Here is a 16,882-nt window from a genome sequence, read left to right on the forward strand (position 1 = left end):
CTTTATTCACTTTGATCTTGCGCACTTAAATCACTCCAACTTTTATCCACCAAACGCCATTGGCTATATTCTTGTACGAGTTTTGTCACCACGGCTTTACCGTAAGCTACTGTCACGTCTCCCTCCAACTTAAGTGAGCCTCCAGTAATCACTGCACCGCTAATTCGCCCTTTGCCAGTTAAGGTTAAATTTTCTTCTGCTAGCAGAATACCACTCACATTCCCTTTAATTTCTAATTGGCTTTGCGTTATCCAATACACTTGTGGTATTTTTTGAGCAGTTAAAGTCGTATCTACTTTCACAAAGTGCGGTTGAAAATCGGCTTGTTTTTCGCTGGAAATAAAATCTCGTAGCATATTTTCATTAATGCCTTTTGTGGGCGATTTCTTAAATAACGCTGCACGTTTACACCAAACAGAATAGGCCACTTTATCCTCTGCCCCTGAAGACTCGAAAAAGACTTGTTTCACTTTTTCAGCACCATTTAAAGGCAAGTTTTGGCAAATGTGCGTTTGTTGCTGCTGACTGATTTTCTGTAGAGGAAGGCTCTGTTCTACATAATATTTTCGCTGACTCATTTGAGCTCGAAAAAACGCAAAGATCTGTTCATCAAATAATAAGATCAGCGCCAATAAGCCCGAAAGTAAAACCAGTGCCGTCAGTGTCACCATCCCTTTTTTCATGATCATTCTTCTTGATTTAATAAAGGCACCACAAGCGAAGTTTCATATTGAATATGCTTATGTGTTGCAAGATGCCCTGCGAGTTTGATTTCAATCCCTTTCCCGGCCTTTAACCAATCAAAACGTAATTGAGAAATCTCAAACTCTTTTTCATCCAATAAATCCGTCCATCCACCACCCGCGTTACAAGTAGATTGCGTTAAAGCTCGCTGACATTCTGCTGAACGACAATCCGCATTTACCGCATTTTTATAAGTTTGTTTGGTTTCGATCATTTTGCCGTTAAGTTTGTAACCAAATAGCTCCTTTTCGATATTTTTTGCCACATTTTTAACGCCATTTACGCAGGTGTTTTTTGTGTATTTTTCACCAATACAACCATTACTATTCAAATCATAAAAAAATAAAACACAACTATTTGATGGTGCATTGTCTGCTTGAGCAATGGTTATTGCTGTGCCCTTTTCGTCTAATTCGAATAAAGCCAGATTATCTTCGATGAGTTTTTGGTTTGCGGCTCGAAAGCCTACGCGACGCAGATCTTTCCCGATGAGTTGAATTGTGCGTTGTAATTCCGCTTGTAATTTGAGTTGTAACATTAAACGCTGATTTTGCTGTTGAGTTTGGGCATAAAACTGTGCAACCAATAACAATAATAATGCGGATAAGCCGAGTGAAATTAATAAACTCACCAATGTTTCGCCTTTTAATGGTTTTATCTTGTACATGCACTCGCCGCTTGATCAGACTTTAATTTGATACTGCCCACATTGAAAAAAGAGAACAATGTACGATACTCTTCAGCCTGCAACATAAAACAATTCGTTTCCATGGTATTTCTGGCCCCATTAAATTTTACCGCCACTTCAGACGGATATAGTTTGGGGCCAATAAGCATCGTTTTTCCTTCAAAATAAGGATAGTAAAAATGCGCATAAAGGTTTTTAGGACAATTCTGGGGATGAAAACAATCACAAAAATGATCGCTTTTTACTTGAGCAGTGATACACCAACGCTGATTCGCCCTATCTTGATTGGCCAAAATAAACCAAATCGCCGATGAGTTTTCTGCCCTCGCTTGAATATTACGTAAGAAAAAATAAAGCCGTTGTTGCTCTTTTTCGAGAAAATATTTGGGATCATTTTTCTGCCATTTAGGCAATGCAAACGCTAACGTTAAGCTTAAAATAAATAATACAATCAAGGTTTCTAATAAGGTTATCCCTTTATACATAAAATGCCTTCTTTTTTGACCGCACTTTAAAATTCCTTTAGAAGAAAGCCAAATTAGCTACTCTATTTTTGCGATACTGATCGCAAATTTCCTTTAAAAAACGGGAAAAACCGTGAATTAAACATTTTCAACTGGCTATTTACTAAAACTCCCTTATAATAGGCGACCTATTTATCTGTTCTTTAAAATCTGGTGGAAATATGAATCCAATGTTAAATATCGCTATTCGTGCGGCACGAAAAGCGGGCAACGTGATTGCTAAAAACTATGAGCGCCGTGATGACATCCAAACAAGTAAAAAAGGTATTAATGATTATGTGACTAGCGTCGATAAAGCCGCTGAAGCTGAAATCATTGAAATCATTCAAAAATCTTATCCTGATCATACAATTATCAGTGAAGAACGTGGTGCATTAGAAGGCAAAGACAGTGATATTCAATGGGTGATTGATCCACTAGATGGCACAACCAACTTTGTAAAAGGTTTGCCACATTTCTCTGTTTCTATTGCTATCCGTGTAAAAAACCGTACCGAAGTAGGTGTGGTTTATGATCCTATTCGTAATGAATTATTCACTGCTGTGCGTGGTGAAGGTGCAAAATTAAATGAAGTGCGTTTACGTGTAGATAGTCAAAATGAACTTAACGGGGCGATTTTAGCCACCGGTTTCCCATTCAAACAACCAAGCTTGATGCCAACTCAATTTGCTATCATGAATAACTTAATTGATGAAGCAGCAGATTTCCGTCGTACGGGTTCTGCCGCATTAGACCTTTGCTATGTGGCTTCAGGTCGCGTTGACGGTTATTTCGAAATGGGCTTAAAACCTTGGGATTGCGCAGCGGGTGATTTAATCGTGCGTGAAGCGGGCGGTTTAGTGTGTGATTTCAATGCGGGTCATGGCTATTTACGCTCAGGCAACATTGTAGCTGCACCAGCGCGTATTTTAAAAGAAATGCTAAATAAAATTCAGCCTTGCCTAACTGAACAAGTGAAGTAAGACTCAATAAAAAGTGCGGTAGATTTCACCGCACTTTTTTTATGACTAATTTCTGTCGAGTGGTTTTCTATTTTCTTCCGTTTCCGGCTCAAGATCTAATTTAGCCATGAGCAGCTGATCGCCATCTTCTTCTGGATTGCCTGTCACTAACAACTTGTCACCATAGAAAATGGAATTTGCTCCTGCCATAAAGCACATCGCTTGCATTTCCTCACTCATACCTTGACGACCTGCAGAAAGGCGAACATAACTTTTTGGCATGGTAATACGCGCCACCGCAATAGTGCGAACAAACTCTGTCCAATCTAAATCAGCTGCATCTGCCATTGGTGTGCCTTCTACTTTCACTAATTGGTTAATTGGCACGGACTCTGGCTGCGGATCAAGATTTGCCAAACTTGCAATGAGACCAGCTCGCTCTTTACGGGTTTCGTTCATGCCCACAATACCGCCACAGCAAACTTTCAAACCGACACGACGCACTTTTCCTAATGTGCTTAAACGATCATCAAAACGGCGTGTACCAATGACATTGTGGTAATTCTCTGGTGCGGTATCAAGATTGTGGTTGTAATAATCCAATCCCGCATCTTTTAACTCTTCCGCCATACCATCTTGCAGCAACCCAAAGGTCCCGCAAGTTTCTAAGCCAATATCTTTTACCGCACGAATAATCGCCGTCACTTTTTCCATATCTTTAGGCTTAGGACCACGCCATGCTGCGCCCATACAAAAACGTCCTGCACCACGTGCTTTCGCAATTTTGGCCTTTTCGACAATTTCATCAATATCCAAGATCTGCTGATTTTGTACGCCTGTTTGATAACGTGCTGATTGTGGGCAATAACCACAATCCTCTGGACAGCCACCCGTTTTAATCGACATCAACGTCGATAACTGTATCGCACTAGGGTTGAAATGCTCTCGATGCACTTGAGCCGCACGATAGACTAATTCTAAAAAAGGTGTTTCAAACAACGCTTCTACTTTACAAACAGACCAATACTCTACTGATGGATGGGGTGTAATAGATGAAAGCTGTACTACATTTGTTGTGGTCATTATATTTTCCTCGTTTAAGCTACATAGCTTTTATTAAGTTGAGCATATTACTCTGCAATATGATAAAAAGAGATCAGATCACTTTTCCTTGATGAATTTCAATCACTCGATCAATATGCCGTTCAATTTCTTTGGGTTGATGCGTAACCAATAACATGGTGAGCTTTTTCTCTTCACATAATTGATCCATTAAATCCTGCATTTCAATGCGTAATTTAGGATCGAGGGCTGAAAAAGGCTCATCCAATAATAAAATAGGTTTATCTCGTAGCAAACAGCGCGCTAACGCCACACGCTGTTTTTGTCCACCTGAAAGTGCGGTCGGTTTTCTCGTTAAAAAATCCTGTAAATTGACCGCACTTGCAGCTTGTTCTACAAGGGCTTTTTCTTCTGCATTTAAGGTTAAATTCGGTTTTAAACCTAAGGCAATATTCTCTTCCACAGAAAGATGAGTAAAGAGATTATTTTCCTGAAATAGCATGGAAACGGGGCGTTCAAAAGGTGCCGTTTTAGTATGATTTTTACCATTGAGCCAAATCTCCCCACTATCAGCATATTCAAAGCCGGCAATTAAATTCAGTAAGGTACTTTTTCCTGCGCCACTTTCACCAATGATGGCAATTTTTTCCTGGGCTTGAATATGTAAATCAAATACCATCGGCATGGATTGATAATTGAAGACCACATTATTTAATTTAATCATGTTGTTCCTTCTGCCCTTCAATAAACATAAATAAACCTAAACATAAGCCCAATAAAATCAATGCCGTCACTGCCGCTTCTTGGCTTCGATATTGCCCGATTTGTTGATAAAGCAAATGAGGCAACGAAGTAAAATCAGGGCTACCAAATAAGGCTATCGCTGTAAAATCGCCGAGTGATAAGGTCGTCGCGAGCGCCAAGGCATATTTCAACGGGACTTTTAGCAACGGATATTCAATTAAACGAAAACGCTGCCAGCCTGTAATATTCAGCGATAAACAGAGTTTTTCATAATATTGCATCGATTGATTCATTGGTATATTGAGAATTTTGATCACAAACGGCAAGGCAGCCAAGGCGTTACAAACAGATACCACTACAAATAAATGCCCTGCTGAAAAATCAATATCTTGCAACCAAAGGAATAAGCCGACTGCTAAGACAATCGTCGGAATGGCTAAAATCATCATTCCCCCTGTTAAAATTAAGTGCGCTAATTTGGGGTGATATAACCATTGTAGCTGACGGGAAAGTAACAATAGGAAGAAGGCAAATAATACCGATAAAATCCCTGCGGTCGGTGCCATGGTTAATGAATAAGCAAGTGCTTTCCATAATTGTGGATTTTGCCAATAGCCAAATAATTGAGTTGCAGACAAACCTTGGAAAACAATATTGAATAAGGGACTTAAAATAAATAAACACACCGAGAATAAGACAAAAATATGTCCAAATTTGACCGCACTTGAAGAAGGCAAAACCCATCGATAACGTTGCGAAATCTGCGTTTCAGGTGCTTTCGCCCAATATTGTGAAAGTGAAAATAACGCAAAACAAAACGCAAATTGTACAAGCGCAAAAAGTGCGGCTTTGGGTAAATCAAATTCAAAGAAAATGGCTTGGTAAATCGCGACTTCTAATGTGCTGTTTTGTGGTCCACCACCTAGAGCCAATACAATCGTAAAGCTAGTGAAACATAGCATAAAAATCAATACAAAGGCTGACACGATTTGGCTTTTCAAATAAGGCCATTCAATTAAACGGAAAAATGTGAAACCTTTGATATTCAATTGTGCAGCGAGTTGATGCTGTTCAGTCGGTACACTTTGCAAAGCCTGCAAACTCATTCGTGCCGCTAAAGGAATATTAAAAAATAAATGGGCAATAAGAATGCCACTTAAACCATAAATGGAGGGTTTCCACGATATACCTAAGGTTTGCAGCAGTTGTATTAGCCAACCGGCAGTGCCATAAATCCCAATCAAACCGAAAATAGCCAGTAATGCCGGCAAAACAAATGTGAGGGAAAAAATGCGTAAAATGAGCGATTTGCCTTTGAAATCTAAATAGAAAAAAGCGCGTGCAAATAAAGTACCAATTATGCTAGAAAGCAAGGCTGACAAGAATGCCTGCCCGAAGCTAAAGGCGATGACTTGATGCAAATAATCGTCTTTTAAGAAATCAGATAAGGCATAATCACTTCCTACTGAAAAAACCGCAGAAAGGGAAAAACCATAGAGTAAAACAATGAAAAAAATGACCGCACTTCCGCCCAAATAATGGCGAGGACGAAAATGCGGATGTTGCAATAAGCGCATTAATACTATTTAGATAAGGCTTTTTGCCATTGATTGATCCAGCCTTTCAGCTGCTCACTTGTTACCGTTGTGGTATCTAAAATACGCATTGATTTTGCGCGAGAATTAAGCGCATCAATATGACTTTCGATATTGGTCTCTACCACGGGTAACATCACATTATTTTTAGCAATATCCGCTTGAGCTTGCGGTGAAAGTAAGAATCCTAAAAATTCATCAGCACAGGCATTATTGCGGTTAGCGACTTTTGCCGCGACTTCAACTTGTAATACGCTCCCCTCTGCAAATTCCGTTGCCACATAATTGTCTTTTTGTTCAGAAAGAATATGGTAAATCGGTGAAGTATTGACGCTTAAAACCAGATCACCTTCGCCTTTTAAGAAGGCCCCATAAGACTCAGTCCAACCTTTGGTGACCGTGACCGTATGTTTAGAAAGGGTCTTCCAGGCATTTGCGACATCTGCTTCTGGATAAACTACATTCATCCAAAGTAATAAACCACGTCCAATACTGCTTGTGCGTGGATCTTGATATAACACTTTAAGATCTTGACGCTCAACTAATTCTTTTAAGCTCTTTGGTGGATTAGTCAGTTTATTTTTATCATAAATAAACGCATATTGCGCATAATCAAATGGTAAGAACGTGTGATTTTCCCATTTAATGGGTAAACGTAACTGGCTTAAATCCACTTTATTTGGCTCAAAAATATTGAGTTTTTGTGCATCCTCAATTTGATAACTATCCAAACCGAGCACCACATCCGCCTTAATTTTTTTACCTTCTAGACGAACACGGTTAAACAAGGTGCCATTATTGTCAAAAGCCACATAATTCAGCTTACATTGCGGGAATTGTTGTTCAAAAGCCGCTTTAACTTTTGGTCCGGCACTCCAATCAGCACTAAATGAATCATAAGTATAAACATCTAATGTTTGAGGTGCGGCTTGTACAAAAGCGGAAGCGGTAAAAAGTGCGGTTAAAATGGGAAGCGTTTTGTTCATTATGCGTTCTCCTTATTTTTGCATAACGAAACAGCATAATGAGATGATTAGTTTCCTACGCCAGCATTATCTGTTTCAGGTTCACGGGTATTTCTCAGCCATTAATATAGGCACCCCGACTAACACGACGTAGTCTATCTTAAGGAAATTTAATCAACAAGTTATTTCATTTAAAAATGTTAATCCGATCACACTTTTATATCTGGTTTACCATTTTTTGAGCAAAAGAAAACCTGCTAAAAAGCAGGTTTATCTTGATAAGATATCGTCAATTAAGCTTGGTGTTTAGCCGCTACTTCGCTTAATAAAGTTTGAAGTTCGCCAGCTTGATACATTTCTAAAATAATATCACAACCACCAATTAACTCACCTTCTACCCATAATTGTGGGAAAGTTGGCCAGTTTGCATAAGCCGGTAATTCAGCACGAATATCTGGGTGTTGAAGAATATCAACATAGCCGAAAGGTACTTTGCAATTCATTAATGCTTCAGATGCACGCGCAGAGAAACCACAGGAAGGTAATTTTGGTGAACCTTTCATGTAAATTAAAATTGGGTTTTCAGCGATTTGTTTTTTGATTTTGTCTAACGTTTCCATAATGTTCCTTGTTCAAATAAGTCTGAATAGGGCGCTATTCTAGCATAAGATAGAATCTGAGTGAAAGACTTGGTCTTACCAACTTCCACCTGCTCCACCGCCACCGAAGCCACCGCCACCAAAGCCACCACCGGAAGAACCGCCTCCGCCGAAGCCACCGCCAAATCCGCCACCGAAACCGGAACCACCACCACGGCGACGAGAAATCGTACTTTGACGAATGATTTTATTCAGTTGGTCGCGTTGATTCGGGCTAATATAGACTTCATCTTTGTGATATTGGAATTCACCAAATAGAACAATAGCAATAAACGCCAATACCATTAAGAATGGGATGTACTTATCGAACGCATCTTCTTCAACTTGTGCTGCATCAAACTCGCCTTTACTTGCCGCAATAATTTGGTTTAAGCCATCATTAATTCCTTGTGCATATTGACCTTGCTTAAATTGTGGCAAAATTGCCGAACGGATGACTTGCGATAAAAAAGCATCTGGCAATACACCTTCTAAACCTTGACCTGTTGCGATAAAGACTTTGCGATCATCCTTCGCTATCAGCATCAATACGCCATTGTTCAGATTTTTTCGTCCAATGCCCCATTTATCACCTAAAACAAAGGTATAATCAGCAATTTCATATTCACCGGTTGTAGGAACCAAAACGACAGCGATTTGTGAACTCGTTTCTTTGCTATAAGCAATCAGTTTATTTTCTAAAATTTGCTTATGCTCTGCAGAAAGTGTGTTGGTGTAATCGTTAATGTAATGAAAAGGATTTGGAACTGGCGGAAATTCTGCTGCAGCAACCATTTGAGCAAAAAAAACAAGGCTAAAAATAACCGCACTTTTCATAAAAGATAAAAGCTTAGCCATTAATAATTACCTCATTAGATAATTCATTCACGTCATCAGGCTGAATAGGGAAATGGCGAGATAAAATATCACTGATACGATCAATCGCATCCACAATGCCTTGTGTATAAGCTTTTTGTTTAAACTGCTCAATCATTAAATCGCATTGTAACTGCCAATAAGCCACATCAACAAATTGATGAATGCCTTTATCACCTACGATTGCGCAAAGATGATTTTTATATCCCACATAAATCAACACAGCATTTTGTGCTGCTGTTTTATGCATTTCCAGTTCATCAAACACTTCTAAAGCACGTTCCATTGGTGACAATTGTGCTGAAGCTTTTGGTACTTTGCGTTCAATATAAACACGTAACTCAGCCGAACTTAAGCTTTCGAGGCGACTAATCGCCGCCTCGATTTGCTTTTTATCTACCGGAATTCTGGAAAAGAATGGCATAGATAAACCTTAGTTAAAGTTTACAGTTGGTGCGTTTTCAGCGCCAGTAGCTGATTTAAAGTAAGGTTTAGCTTTAAAACCAAAAATCATTGCAGCTAATTTAGTTGGGAATTGACGTACTTTTTCATTATAAATACGCGCTGCTTCATTAAATTTATTACGAGCGACATTGATACGGTTTTCTGTACCTTCAAGTTGCGCTTGTAAGTTCATAAAGCCTTCATTCGCTTTTAATTGTGGGTATTGTTCTACAGTAACAAGTAAGCGAGATAATGCTGAACCTACCTGATTTTGGTTTTGTTGGAATTCGTTTAATTGTTCTTCCGTTAAATTAGACGGATCAATTTTAGTTTGTGTCGCTTTTGCGCGAGCTTCGATTACATTGGTTAATGTTTGTTGTTCAAAATTAGCTTGACCTTTTACTGTATTCACTAAGTTTGGAATTAAATCAGCACGACGTTGATAAGATGATTCAACATTTGCCCAAACAGAATCAATTTCAGTTTCTGCTTTTACTAAGCCATTGTAGCTAGACATTAAGCCAAAACCTGCAGCAACGGCGATAATAATCAAGATAATCCACTTTTTCATTCAAAAATTCCTTCAATTTATAGGTTTAATTTATATAAGAAAAGACCTAAACCGAAGTTTAGGTCTTCTAATGTTAATCCGTTAATGGATAACTAAATAAAATTATTTAGTACCGTTAACTGCGATTTCAACACGACGGTCTGGTGCTAAACAAGCGATAAGCGCTTTACGACCTTTAACCGCGTCACAAGTAGAACCTGTAACTGGGTTAGCTTTACCGTGACCAACTGCAGAAATGTTTTGAGCTGGAACACCTTTAGCTACTAAGTAGTTAGCTACAGAGTCTGCACGACGTTGTGATAATTTTAAGTTTGGTGCATCTTTACCGATACGGTCTGTATAACCAGCAACAGCTACGTTAGCGTTGTTAACTTGAGCGATTTCACCGTAGATACCGTCTAAAGTTGCTTTAGCTTGTGGTTTTAAGTTAGCTTTACCAAACGCGAAAGTTACATCAGAGCTTAAGTTGAAAGTTTTGCTTACAACTTCAGGTGCAACAACTGGAGCAGCACCTTGACCGAAACGGTAAGATAAACCAGCGTTGATAGAACCGATCCATGGGTTGTAGTCTATAGAGCTGTTAGGTGCATCTTGAGTACGGAATTTACCCACGCGAGTTAACCATTGATATTCTAAACGTAATGCTAACTCTGGTAATGATGGTAATGCATATTCAACACCTGCTGCGAACATACCAGAAGTACGTAAACTATGACGACCAGCATCGTGGATACGAGCACCACCGTTTGTTACATCATAGAATTTGTAGTCTGAACGAACTAATGCTACGCCAGCACGACCATAAACATCTAAGCCATCTAAAGCAGAAGTTAAACCACCAAGATTGTAACTACCTTTAAAGCTTAAGTGAGCACCGTGGTTAGTGTGTTTGAAGTAAGTTTGACCTAAACTACGACCTTTAACACGACCGAAGTCATCGTAACCTAACTCTACCGCTAAACCTAAGTTATCACGGTTTAAGATTTGGTAACCACCGAATACACCATAAGTAACAGAGTTACGGTGATAAGAACCTAAGTTGTCTTTAATACCATCATGGAAAGATGCTTGACCAACTTTAGCACCTGCATAGAAAGTATTTTCTTGTGGAGCTGCTTGAGCTACAGAAGCTGCTGCTAAACCAGCAACGACTAATGCGATTGCAGTTTTTTTCATTTTGATGTCCTCTATTTAGTCATCGTTATTAATAAGAAAAGTTTCCTTGTTTATTGTGAACTTTATAAAAAAGAAACACTCTAAACGTTGCTTAACTAGGGTTTTGAATTTGCCCTAACTTATCCTTTTGACAAATTCAATTCCTTTGCCATAGCCAAAGGAACGTTCAAAAGTATGGTTATTATCCTATAAAAACACCAAAGATCAAACTTTTTTTGCCCTTTTTGGTTATTTTATAGACAAACAACCCCTAAAATGAACATTTGTTCACAAAAATCGGGTTACTTTTTAACCCTATTTCTATTCTAACAAAAAATATCTTTTGTTGAAATCGACTTTTTTTTGAGCTTCATATATCATCAAATTCACTTTCTTCTCTATTATATAGGTGAGTGATTTTATGTTGCCCCGTCTTTCTAATGTGCCACAACTTAATAACATGGTAAGTGATTATCTTAGCGAACTCCAAAAGCAGCATTTTGAAGGTGATATTGCCTCAAATTATGCTGACCGTTTAAGTCTTGCGACAGATAACAGCGTCTATCAGCAGCTTCCTCAGGCTATTTTATTCCCTAAATCTGTTGCCGATGTAGTACGTATCACCAAATTAGCCAATAAAGAGAAATACCTTCATCTAACCTTTACACCTCGCGGTGGCGGCACGGGTACCAATGGACAATCTATAAATAACAACATTATTGTCGATCTCTCTCGCCACATGACGAGCATTTTAGAGCTTAATATAGAAGAACGCTGGGTTCGCGTTCAGGCAGGCGTCGTAAAAGACCAACTCAACCATTTTCTAAAACCACACGGATTATTCTTTGCACCAGAGCTCTCCACCAGTAATCGAGCAACCCTCGGTGGCATGATTAATACCGATGCTTCTGGTCAAGGTTCATTACAATACGGCAAAACCTCTGATCATGTTTTAGCATTACGTTCTGTTTTAATGAACGGTGAAATATTAGATACAAGTGCGGTCAAATCTAACGATGTTTTAGAAAACTACCCGCTTTCAGAAAATGGTAAAGCGTTACATCAAACGATTTTCCAACGTTGCAAAGAGAAACGCGCCTCAATCATTCAAGATTTACCACAACTCAATCGCTTTCTCACCGGTTACGATCTTAAGAATGTCTTTAATAAAGATGAAAGTGAATTTAATCTCACCCGAATTTTAACGGGGTCAGAAGGTTCACTTGCGTTTATCTGCGAAGCCAAACTCAATTTATTGCCGATTCCGAAATATCGTACCTTAATTAATGTGAAGTACAGCTCATTTGATGCTGCCCTTCGCAATGCGCCTTTTATGGTGAAAGCTAATGCTCTTTCCGTTGAAACCGTCGATTCCAAAGTGCTGAACCTAGCTAAGCAAGATATTATTTGGCATTCGGTAAAAGAACTTTTAACAGAAGAAGAACAAAATCCAATTCTGGGTTTAAACATTGTGGAATATGCGGGCAACAATCAAGCCAAAATCGACAGCCAAGTGACCGCACTTTGTCAGCAATTAGATGAAAAAATTGCACAAGGCAAAGATCATATTATCGGCTATCAACTTTGTTCTGACTTGCCTTCTATTGAACGTATTTACGCCATGCGTAAAAAAGCGGTGGGGCTATTGGGGAATGCGAAAGGCGCTGCCAAACCGATTCCTTTTGTGGAAGATACCTGTGTGCCACCAGAACATCTTGCCGATTACATTGCAGAGTTTAGAGCCTTATTAGATAGCCACAATCTGCAATATGGGATGTTTGGCCATGTGGATGCTGGCGTATTGCACGTTCGCCCTGCTTTAGACCTATGCGATAAAGAACAAGTCAAACTCTTTAAACAAATTTCAGATGAAGTGGCAGAACTCACCGTGAAATACGGCGGTTTGCTATGGGGTGAACACGGTAAAGGCGTACGTTCTCATTATGGAGAAAAATTCTTCACTCCCGAACTTTGGCAAGAATTGCGTTATGTGAAGTTCTTATTTGACCCAAACAATCGTCTCAATCCAGGTAAAATCTGTACGCCACTTAATAGCGATGCGGAGCTCTATTCAATTCTCTCGCCGATGCGTGCGGACAATGATCGCCAAATCCCGATTCAAATGCGAGATGAATTCAAAGGCGCGATGAACTGTAACGGCAATGGACTTTGCTTTAATTTTGATGAGCACAGCATTATGTGCCCTTCCATGAAAGTGAGTAAAAATCGCGTATTCTCGCCCAAAGGACGAGCTGCGATGGTGCGTGAGTGGTTGCGATTAATGGCCAATGAAAACGTATCACCTGAGCAATTAGATTTTCATAAAACACAAGTGAAACTGACCGCACTTGTGGAACGTTTCCGCAATAGCGTACAGAAATGGCGCGGCGAATATGACTTCTCAAATGAAGTGAAGGCAGCAATGGATACTTGTCTGGCTTGTAAAGCCTGTGCAAGCCAGTGCCCAATTAAAATTGATGTACCAAGTTTCCGTGCAAAATTTTTCCATTTTTACCACAGCCGTTATTTGCGTCCAGCCAAAGATCATATTGTGGCGAATTTAGAAGTTGCCGCACCTTATATGGCGAAACAACCGGCATTATTCAATTATTTCACCAAGCTAAAAATCACACAAAGCCTGGTTGAAAAAACATTGGGTATGACTGACTTACCTCTCCTTTCTGAGCCTAACCTTCAACAACAATTAGTCGAAATCGGCTACCAAGGCAAAAAATTAGAAGAATTGGAAGGTCTCAGTGCAACAGAAAAAGCCAATATGCTCTTTATCGTACAAGATCCTTATACCTCTTATTATGATGCTAAAGTGGTCCGTGATTTTGTCGCTCTCACACAAAAACTAGGTGTTGAGCCAATCATTCTGCCTTTTAAACCGAATGGCAAAGCCATGCATATTAAAGGTTTTTTAACTCGCTTTAGTAAAACAGCAAAAACACAAGCGGAGTTTTTAAATCGCGTTGCTAAATTAAATGTGCCTTTGGTCGGTGTAGATCCAGCGATTGTGCTTTCTTATCGAGATGAATATAAAGAGGCCTTAGGGGATTCTCGCGGTGACTTCCATGTGCTCACAGCGCACGAATGGCTGACCAATCAATTAGAAAGTAACGCATTACAAAGTGCGGTGAAAAATATTGCAAAATCTGACCGCACTTCTGAGTGGCATTTATTCCCTCATTGTACTGAATCCACCTTTATGCCAAACAGCCCAAAAGAATGGCAGCATATTTTCGCGCAATTTGGACAAACCTTAAAGGTCGAAAAAGTCGGTTGCTGTGGTATGGCGGGCGTATTTGGTCATGAAGTTCAAAATCAAACCATGTCAAAAGAGATTTACGACGTATCATGGGGCAAAAAATTACAAGGTAAAGATCCGAATTATTGTCTCGCAACTGGCTATTCTTGCCGAAGCCAAGTGAAGCGATATGAAAAAGCTATCTTGAAACACCCTGTTCAAGCATTGCTTGAAGTGTTAAATAACTAAAGTAGATTTTTCGACTTATAACAATATTGTAGAAAATAAAAAAGCGGCCAGATTTTAAATCTGACCGCTTTCTTACTTTACTTTAAAGATGAAATTAGAAATAAATATGAGCAAAATAAGCTAAAAGTGTATTTTTCCATCATTGATTTAGGTAAAACTCAGTATATACCGGTTCAATAGAATTAAACTCTGCTACATTATTAATTTGTGCTAAAGTTGTTAACTTCATTGACTTTCTAAATCCATCTAACGGTACATTTCTAATTGGATTAGGTAAATTCAATGCTATACCTAATTCAAAAAGATAATCTAGACGTTCAGAATCAGATATATATCCCGCCTGCTCTTCAGTCAATGTATTACGCTTAACAATTGAAACCCTCTTCACTTGCCATACTTTGTTAATTATTTTATTACCTTGTTCATCTTGCTCAGCTAATCCTAAAAAAGCGATTTCATTAACAATGTGCTGCAAGCCTTTATATTTCATCTCAAAAGTGTCTTGTGGTAAATGGTAGTATTTTGCTGTGCCATTTTTAAAACGTGCAAAGTATTCTATTGAACGTACATTTTCGCCCTCTTGTGCATGACCAAGAGAAACTAACATCGTTAAGTCGGTATAAAGTTGTTGCTTCATTCCTGTATAAGGAATTCGGCTTTGTTCTTGCACAAATAAATGCTCTTCCTTAATAAGTGGTGAAGAAAGTAAATAATTTCCTAACTGTGCTTTAAAAAAATTCCGTAACCAAATTGCACCTTGATTTTGCTGGCTAGGCAATAATGCAAATGCGCCAATACCGACTTCATCAATTCCGGCTTGATACGGATTCTTCATATTAGCTTGATCAAAAAAACCGGGATAGAGTGCGTAAGCACCAAACACTGGACGACTTTTACCTTCATCCTGTTTAGCCCAAACTAATGCGTCACGATAACGATGCATTTGATTTATTGCATCATCTGGTACTAAATCATCTTCACCATTATCGGAATTTAAACGGTATTTTGCATCAAATAACCAAATAAAACGTTGTTTATTGGGGAAAAGTACTTCTAATAAAATATCTGGTTTTTGGGTATTCAAATAGGACCTAATTTCTGTTTTTTGATGAAAGATTGGTTCATGTGCAAGTTTAATTTTCAAACCATCTGGTCTCTCAAAATGAAATGCTCCATACATTCCATCTTTCATCGTAAAATCAAGTTGGTCAGAAAGCATCAATTTTGCTTTCTGAGAACTAATCTCTTCAAAACCAAGTTCTTCAACTAACAATCGGCGAATAGCTAAAAAGCACCACACTTCATACAATTCCGAAAGGGATTTATGGGCAATGAAACTTTGGTGTGAAAGCGCCTGCAAATAAAAACGTAACTCTTGCCAAATATGAAAAACTGTGGAATAACCTGGTTTCTGTTGCAGTACTAGAGAAATTTTTTCCAATCCTTTAAAAGTCCCAATCTCATTAAAAAAAGATAGAGCTTGGAATTGTTTTAATGGTTTTTGCCAATTATTCAGTGTATCAAAAAATGCTTTGGAAAATTGATTTTTACTTGATTTAGCTAATGTTTGATTGATTTGAGTAAGCTTATTATCTGTTTCGATAATCACTTGTTTAATAAAGCGATTCTCTGGCGTATTAACACTTAATTTCTTTTGTTCAACCGCATATTTTTTATGATGTAACCCGCTAGCTAAATCATTTTTAATTCGATGAGTTTGCTTTGCAGACAACTTACCTTTTAAACGTTCCGCTTTTTGATGTAAAGAATAGGTCTGTAAACGGTTATGCGGTGAATTTTTAATAATTTTTAAAGCTTGAGTGAATTGTTGTTGTAATTGCTGAAAGTGTGCAAGCCAAAATAGTGGGAAATAACCTTTCTCATTTGTTTTTCCAATTCCCTGCTCTGTTTTAGCCGTAAGATTAAATCGCCAAAGAGGAAAGGTGCCATCAATAGCTTCATTAATAGGTTCAATATCTTGCTGAAGATCAATCTTTGTTGGCAATACCATAAAAGAAAGCGTGATGGAATAACCTTTCCCTACTTTATCTTCATAATAAATAGGTAAACTTAATTGCCCAATATCATTCCCTGTATTAATCACTCCAACAAGCATGTTAGCAACTTGAGAAAAGCGAAAACTATCATTAATTAGCACAAGTTTATGACGCAATACCGCATAACAAATAGGATCACGGAATTGAATTTCAAAATGGTATTGAGTATTTTCAAAAAAGAGCGGTTGAATTTCATAAGATTTTTGCAAATCACCTGAAATTTCAAATTTTTCAGTTTGATAATGGATAGAAGCAGTTTCTGCTCTACGTTTTTTTAAGGTTTGTTGATAGCGCGTAGTATTCTTTTCACTATCTTTCACATAAATAGAAAGCTCAAATGCTTCATCTATTTGTTGATTAAAAATACAATCCATTACCC

The 16,882-nt window shown here is 38.5% G+C and carries 15 protein-coding genes and 1 riboswitch; of the genes, 2 read left to right on the forward strand and 13 right to left on the reverse strand.

Annotation, left to right across the window (positions count from 1 at the left end):
- Positions 1-2: 2 nt before the first annotated feature.
- Genes HMPREF2732_RS08265 through HMPREF2732_RS08275 form a run of 3 tightly spaced genes read right to left on the reverse strand, consistent with a single transcriptional unit; the run spans position 3 to position 1,917 of the window.
- The gene (locus HMPREF2732_RS08265) at positions 3-689 is read right to left on the reverse strand and encodes a DUF2572 family protein (protein ID WP_070592404.1); all 687 of its coding nucleotides are present in this window, start codon (positions 687-689) and stop codon (positions 3-5) included.
- A complete protein-coding gene (locus HMPREF2732_RS08270) occupies positions 686-1,411 on the reverse strand; it encodes a PulJ/GspJ family protein (protein WP_070592407.1) in 726 nt (241 codons plus the stop codon). The genes HMPREF2732_RS08265 and HMPREF2732_RS08270 overlap by 4 nt, the downstream gene beginning before the upstream one ends.
- Positions 1,399-1,917 (reverse strand): prepilin-type cleavage/methylation domain-containing protein, encoded by a 519-nt coding sequence (locus tag HMPREF2732_RS08275; RefSeq protein WP_070592410.1) that lies wholly within the window; start codon positions 1,915-1,917, stop codon positions 1,399-1,401. Before HMPREF2732_RS08275 ends, HMPREF2732_RS08270 begins: the two co-directional genes overlap by 13 nt.
- A 200-nt stretch (positions 1,918-2,117) precedes the next feature.
- Here HMPREF2732_RS08275 and suhB point away from each other — a divergent pair, with 200 nt between their 5' ends.
- Positions 2,118-2,918, forward strand: coding sequence for an inositol-1-monophosphatase (suhB, locus tag HMPREF2732_RS08280; protein ID WP_049355386.1), 801 nt, complete (start codon positions 2,118-2,120; stop codon positions 2,916-2,918).
- 45 nt (positions 2,919-2,963) lie between these two features.
- On the opposite strand, the gene bioB is transcribed toward suhB, so the two are convergent.
- The 9 genes from bioB to ompA all read right to left on the reverse strand — a co-directional run bounded on the left by bioB (position 2,964) and on the right by ompA (position 10,968).
- Positions 2,964-3,980: a biotin synthase BioB gene (gene bioB, locus HMPREF2732_RS08285; protein ID WP_070592412.1), complete on the reverse strand. Its 1,017-nt coding sequence runs from the start codon at positions 3,978-3,980 to the stop codon at positions 2,964-2,966.
- Positions 3,981-4,053: 73 nt separating this feature from the next.
- Complete coding sequence (gene thiQ, locus HMPREF2732_RS08290) at positions 4,054-4,683, reverse strand: thiamine ABC transporter ATP-binding protein (protein ID WP_049366773.1); 630 nt, start codon at positions 4,681-4,683, stop codon at positions 4,054-4,056.
- Positions 4,676-6,280: a thiamine/thiamine pyrophosphate ABC transporter permease ThiP gene (gene thiP / locus HMPREF2732_RS08295; protein ID WP_070592414.1), complete on the reverse strand. Its 1,605-nt coding sequence runs from the start codon at positions 6,278-6,280 to the stop codon at positions 4,676-4,678. Before thiP ends, thiQ begins: the two co-directional genes overlap by 8 nt.
- Positions 6,281-6,285: 5 nt before the next feature.
- A complete protein-coding gene (gene thiB, locus HMPREF2732_RS08300; RefSeq protein WP_070592416.1) occupies positions 6,286-7,284 on the reverse strand; it encodes a thiamine ABC transporter substrate binding subunit in 999 nt (332 codons plus the stop codon).
- A 35-nt stretch (positions 7,285-7,319) separates the two neighbouring features.
- A riboswitch (TPP riboswitch) is annotated at positions 7,320-7,412 on the reverse strand.
- Between the two features lie 144 nt (positions 7,413-7,556).
- Positions 7,557-7,883: a Grx4 family monothiol glutaredoxin gene (gene grxD, locus HMPREF2732_RS08305; protein WP_005699458.1), complete on the reverse strand. Its 327-nt coding sequence runs from the start codon at positions 7,881-7,883 to the stop codon at positions 7,557-7,559.
- Positions 7,884-7,958: 75 nt separating this feature from the next.
- Positions 7,959-8,759, reverse strand: a complete 801-nt coding sequence (locus tag HMPREF2732_RS08310; protein WP_070592419.1) for a TPM domain-containing protein — start codon at positions 8,757-8,759, stop codon at positions 7,959-7,961.
- A complete protein-coding gene (locus tag HMPREF2732_RS08315) occupies positions 8,752-9,201 on the reverse strand; it encodes a TPM domain-containing protein (RefSeq protein WP_005699374.1) in 450 nt (149 codons plus the stop codon). Before HMPREF2732_RS08315 ends, HMPREF2732_RS08310 begins: the two co-directional genes overlap by 8 nt.
- Before the next feature lie 9 nt (positions 9,202-9,210).
- Positions 9,211-9,792, reverse strand: coding sequence for a LemA family protein (locus tag HMPREF2732_RS08320; RefSeq protein WP_014065677.1), 582 nt, complete (start codon positions 9,790-9,792; stop codon positions 9,211-9,213).
- A 102-nt stretch (positions 9,793-9,894) separates the two neighbouring features.
- The gene (gene ompA, locus HMPREF2732_RS08325; protein ID WP_070592422.1) at positions 9,895-10,968 is read right to left on the reverse strand and encodes a porin OmpA; all 1,074 of its coding nucleotides are present in this window, start codon (positions 10,966-10,968) and stop codon (positions 9,895-9,897) included.
- A 400-nt stretch (positions 10,969-11,368) separates the two neighbouring features.
- Between ompA and HMPREF2732_RS08330 the strand changes: the two genes are divergently transcribed.
- Positions 11,369-14,446, forward strand: a complete 3,078-nt coding sequence (locus HMPREF2732_RS08330) for a D-2-hydroxyglutarate dehydrogenase YdiJ (RefSeq protein ID WP_070592425.1) — start codon at positions 11,369-11,371, stop codon at positions 14,444-14,446.
- Positions 14,447-14,585: 139 nt separating this feature from the next.
- Here the strand turns inward: HMPREF2732_RS08330 and HMPREF2732_RS08335 are convergent, their stop codons facing one another.
- Positions 14,586-16,877: a DUF2357 domain-containing protein gene (locus tag HMPREF2732_RS08335; RefSeq protein ID WP_070592427.1), complete on the reverse strand. Its 2,292-nt coding sequence runs from the start codon at positions 16,875-16,877 to the stop codon at positions 14,586-14,588.
- Positions 16,878-16,882 lie beyond the last annotated feature (5 nt).

It is taken from the genome of Haemophilus sp. HMSC061E01, assembly GCF_001810345.1.
Lineage (GTDB): Bacteria > Pseudomonadota > Gammaproteobacteria > Enterobacterales > Pasteurellaceae > Haemophilus_D.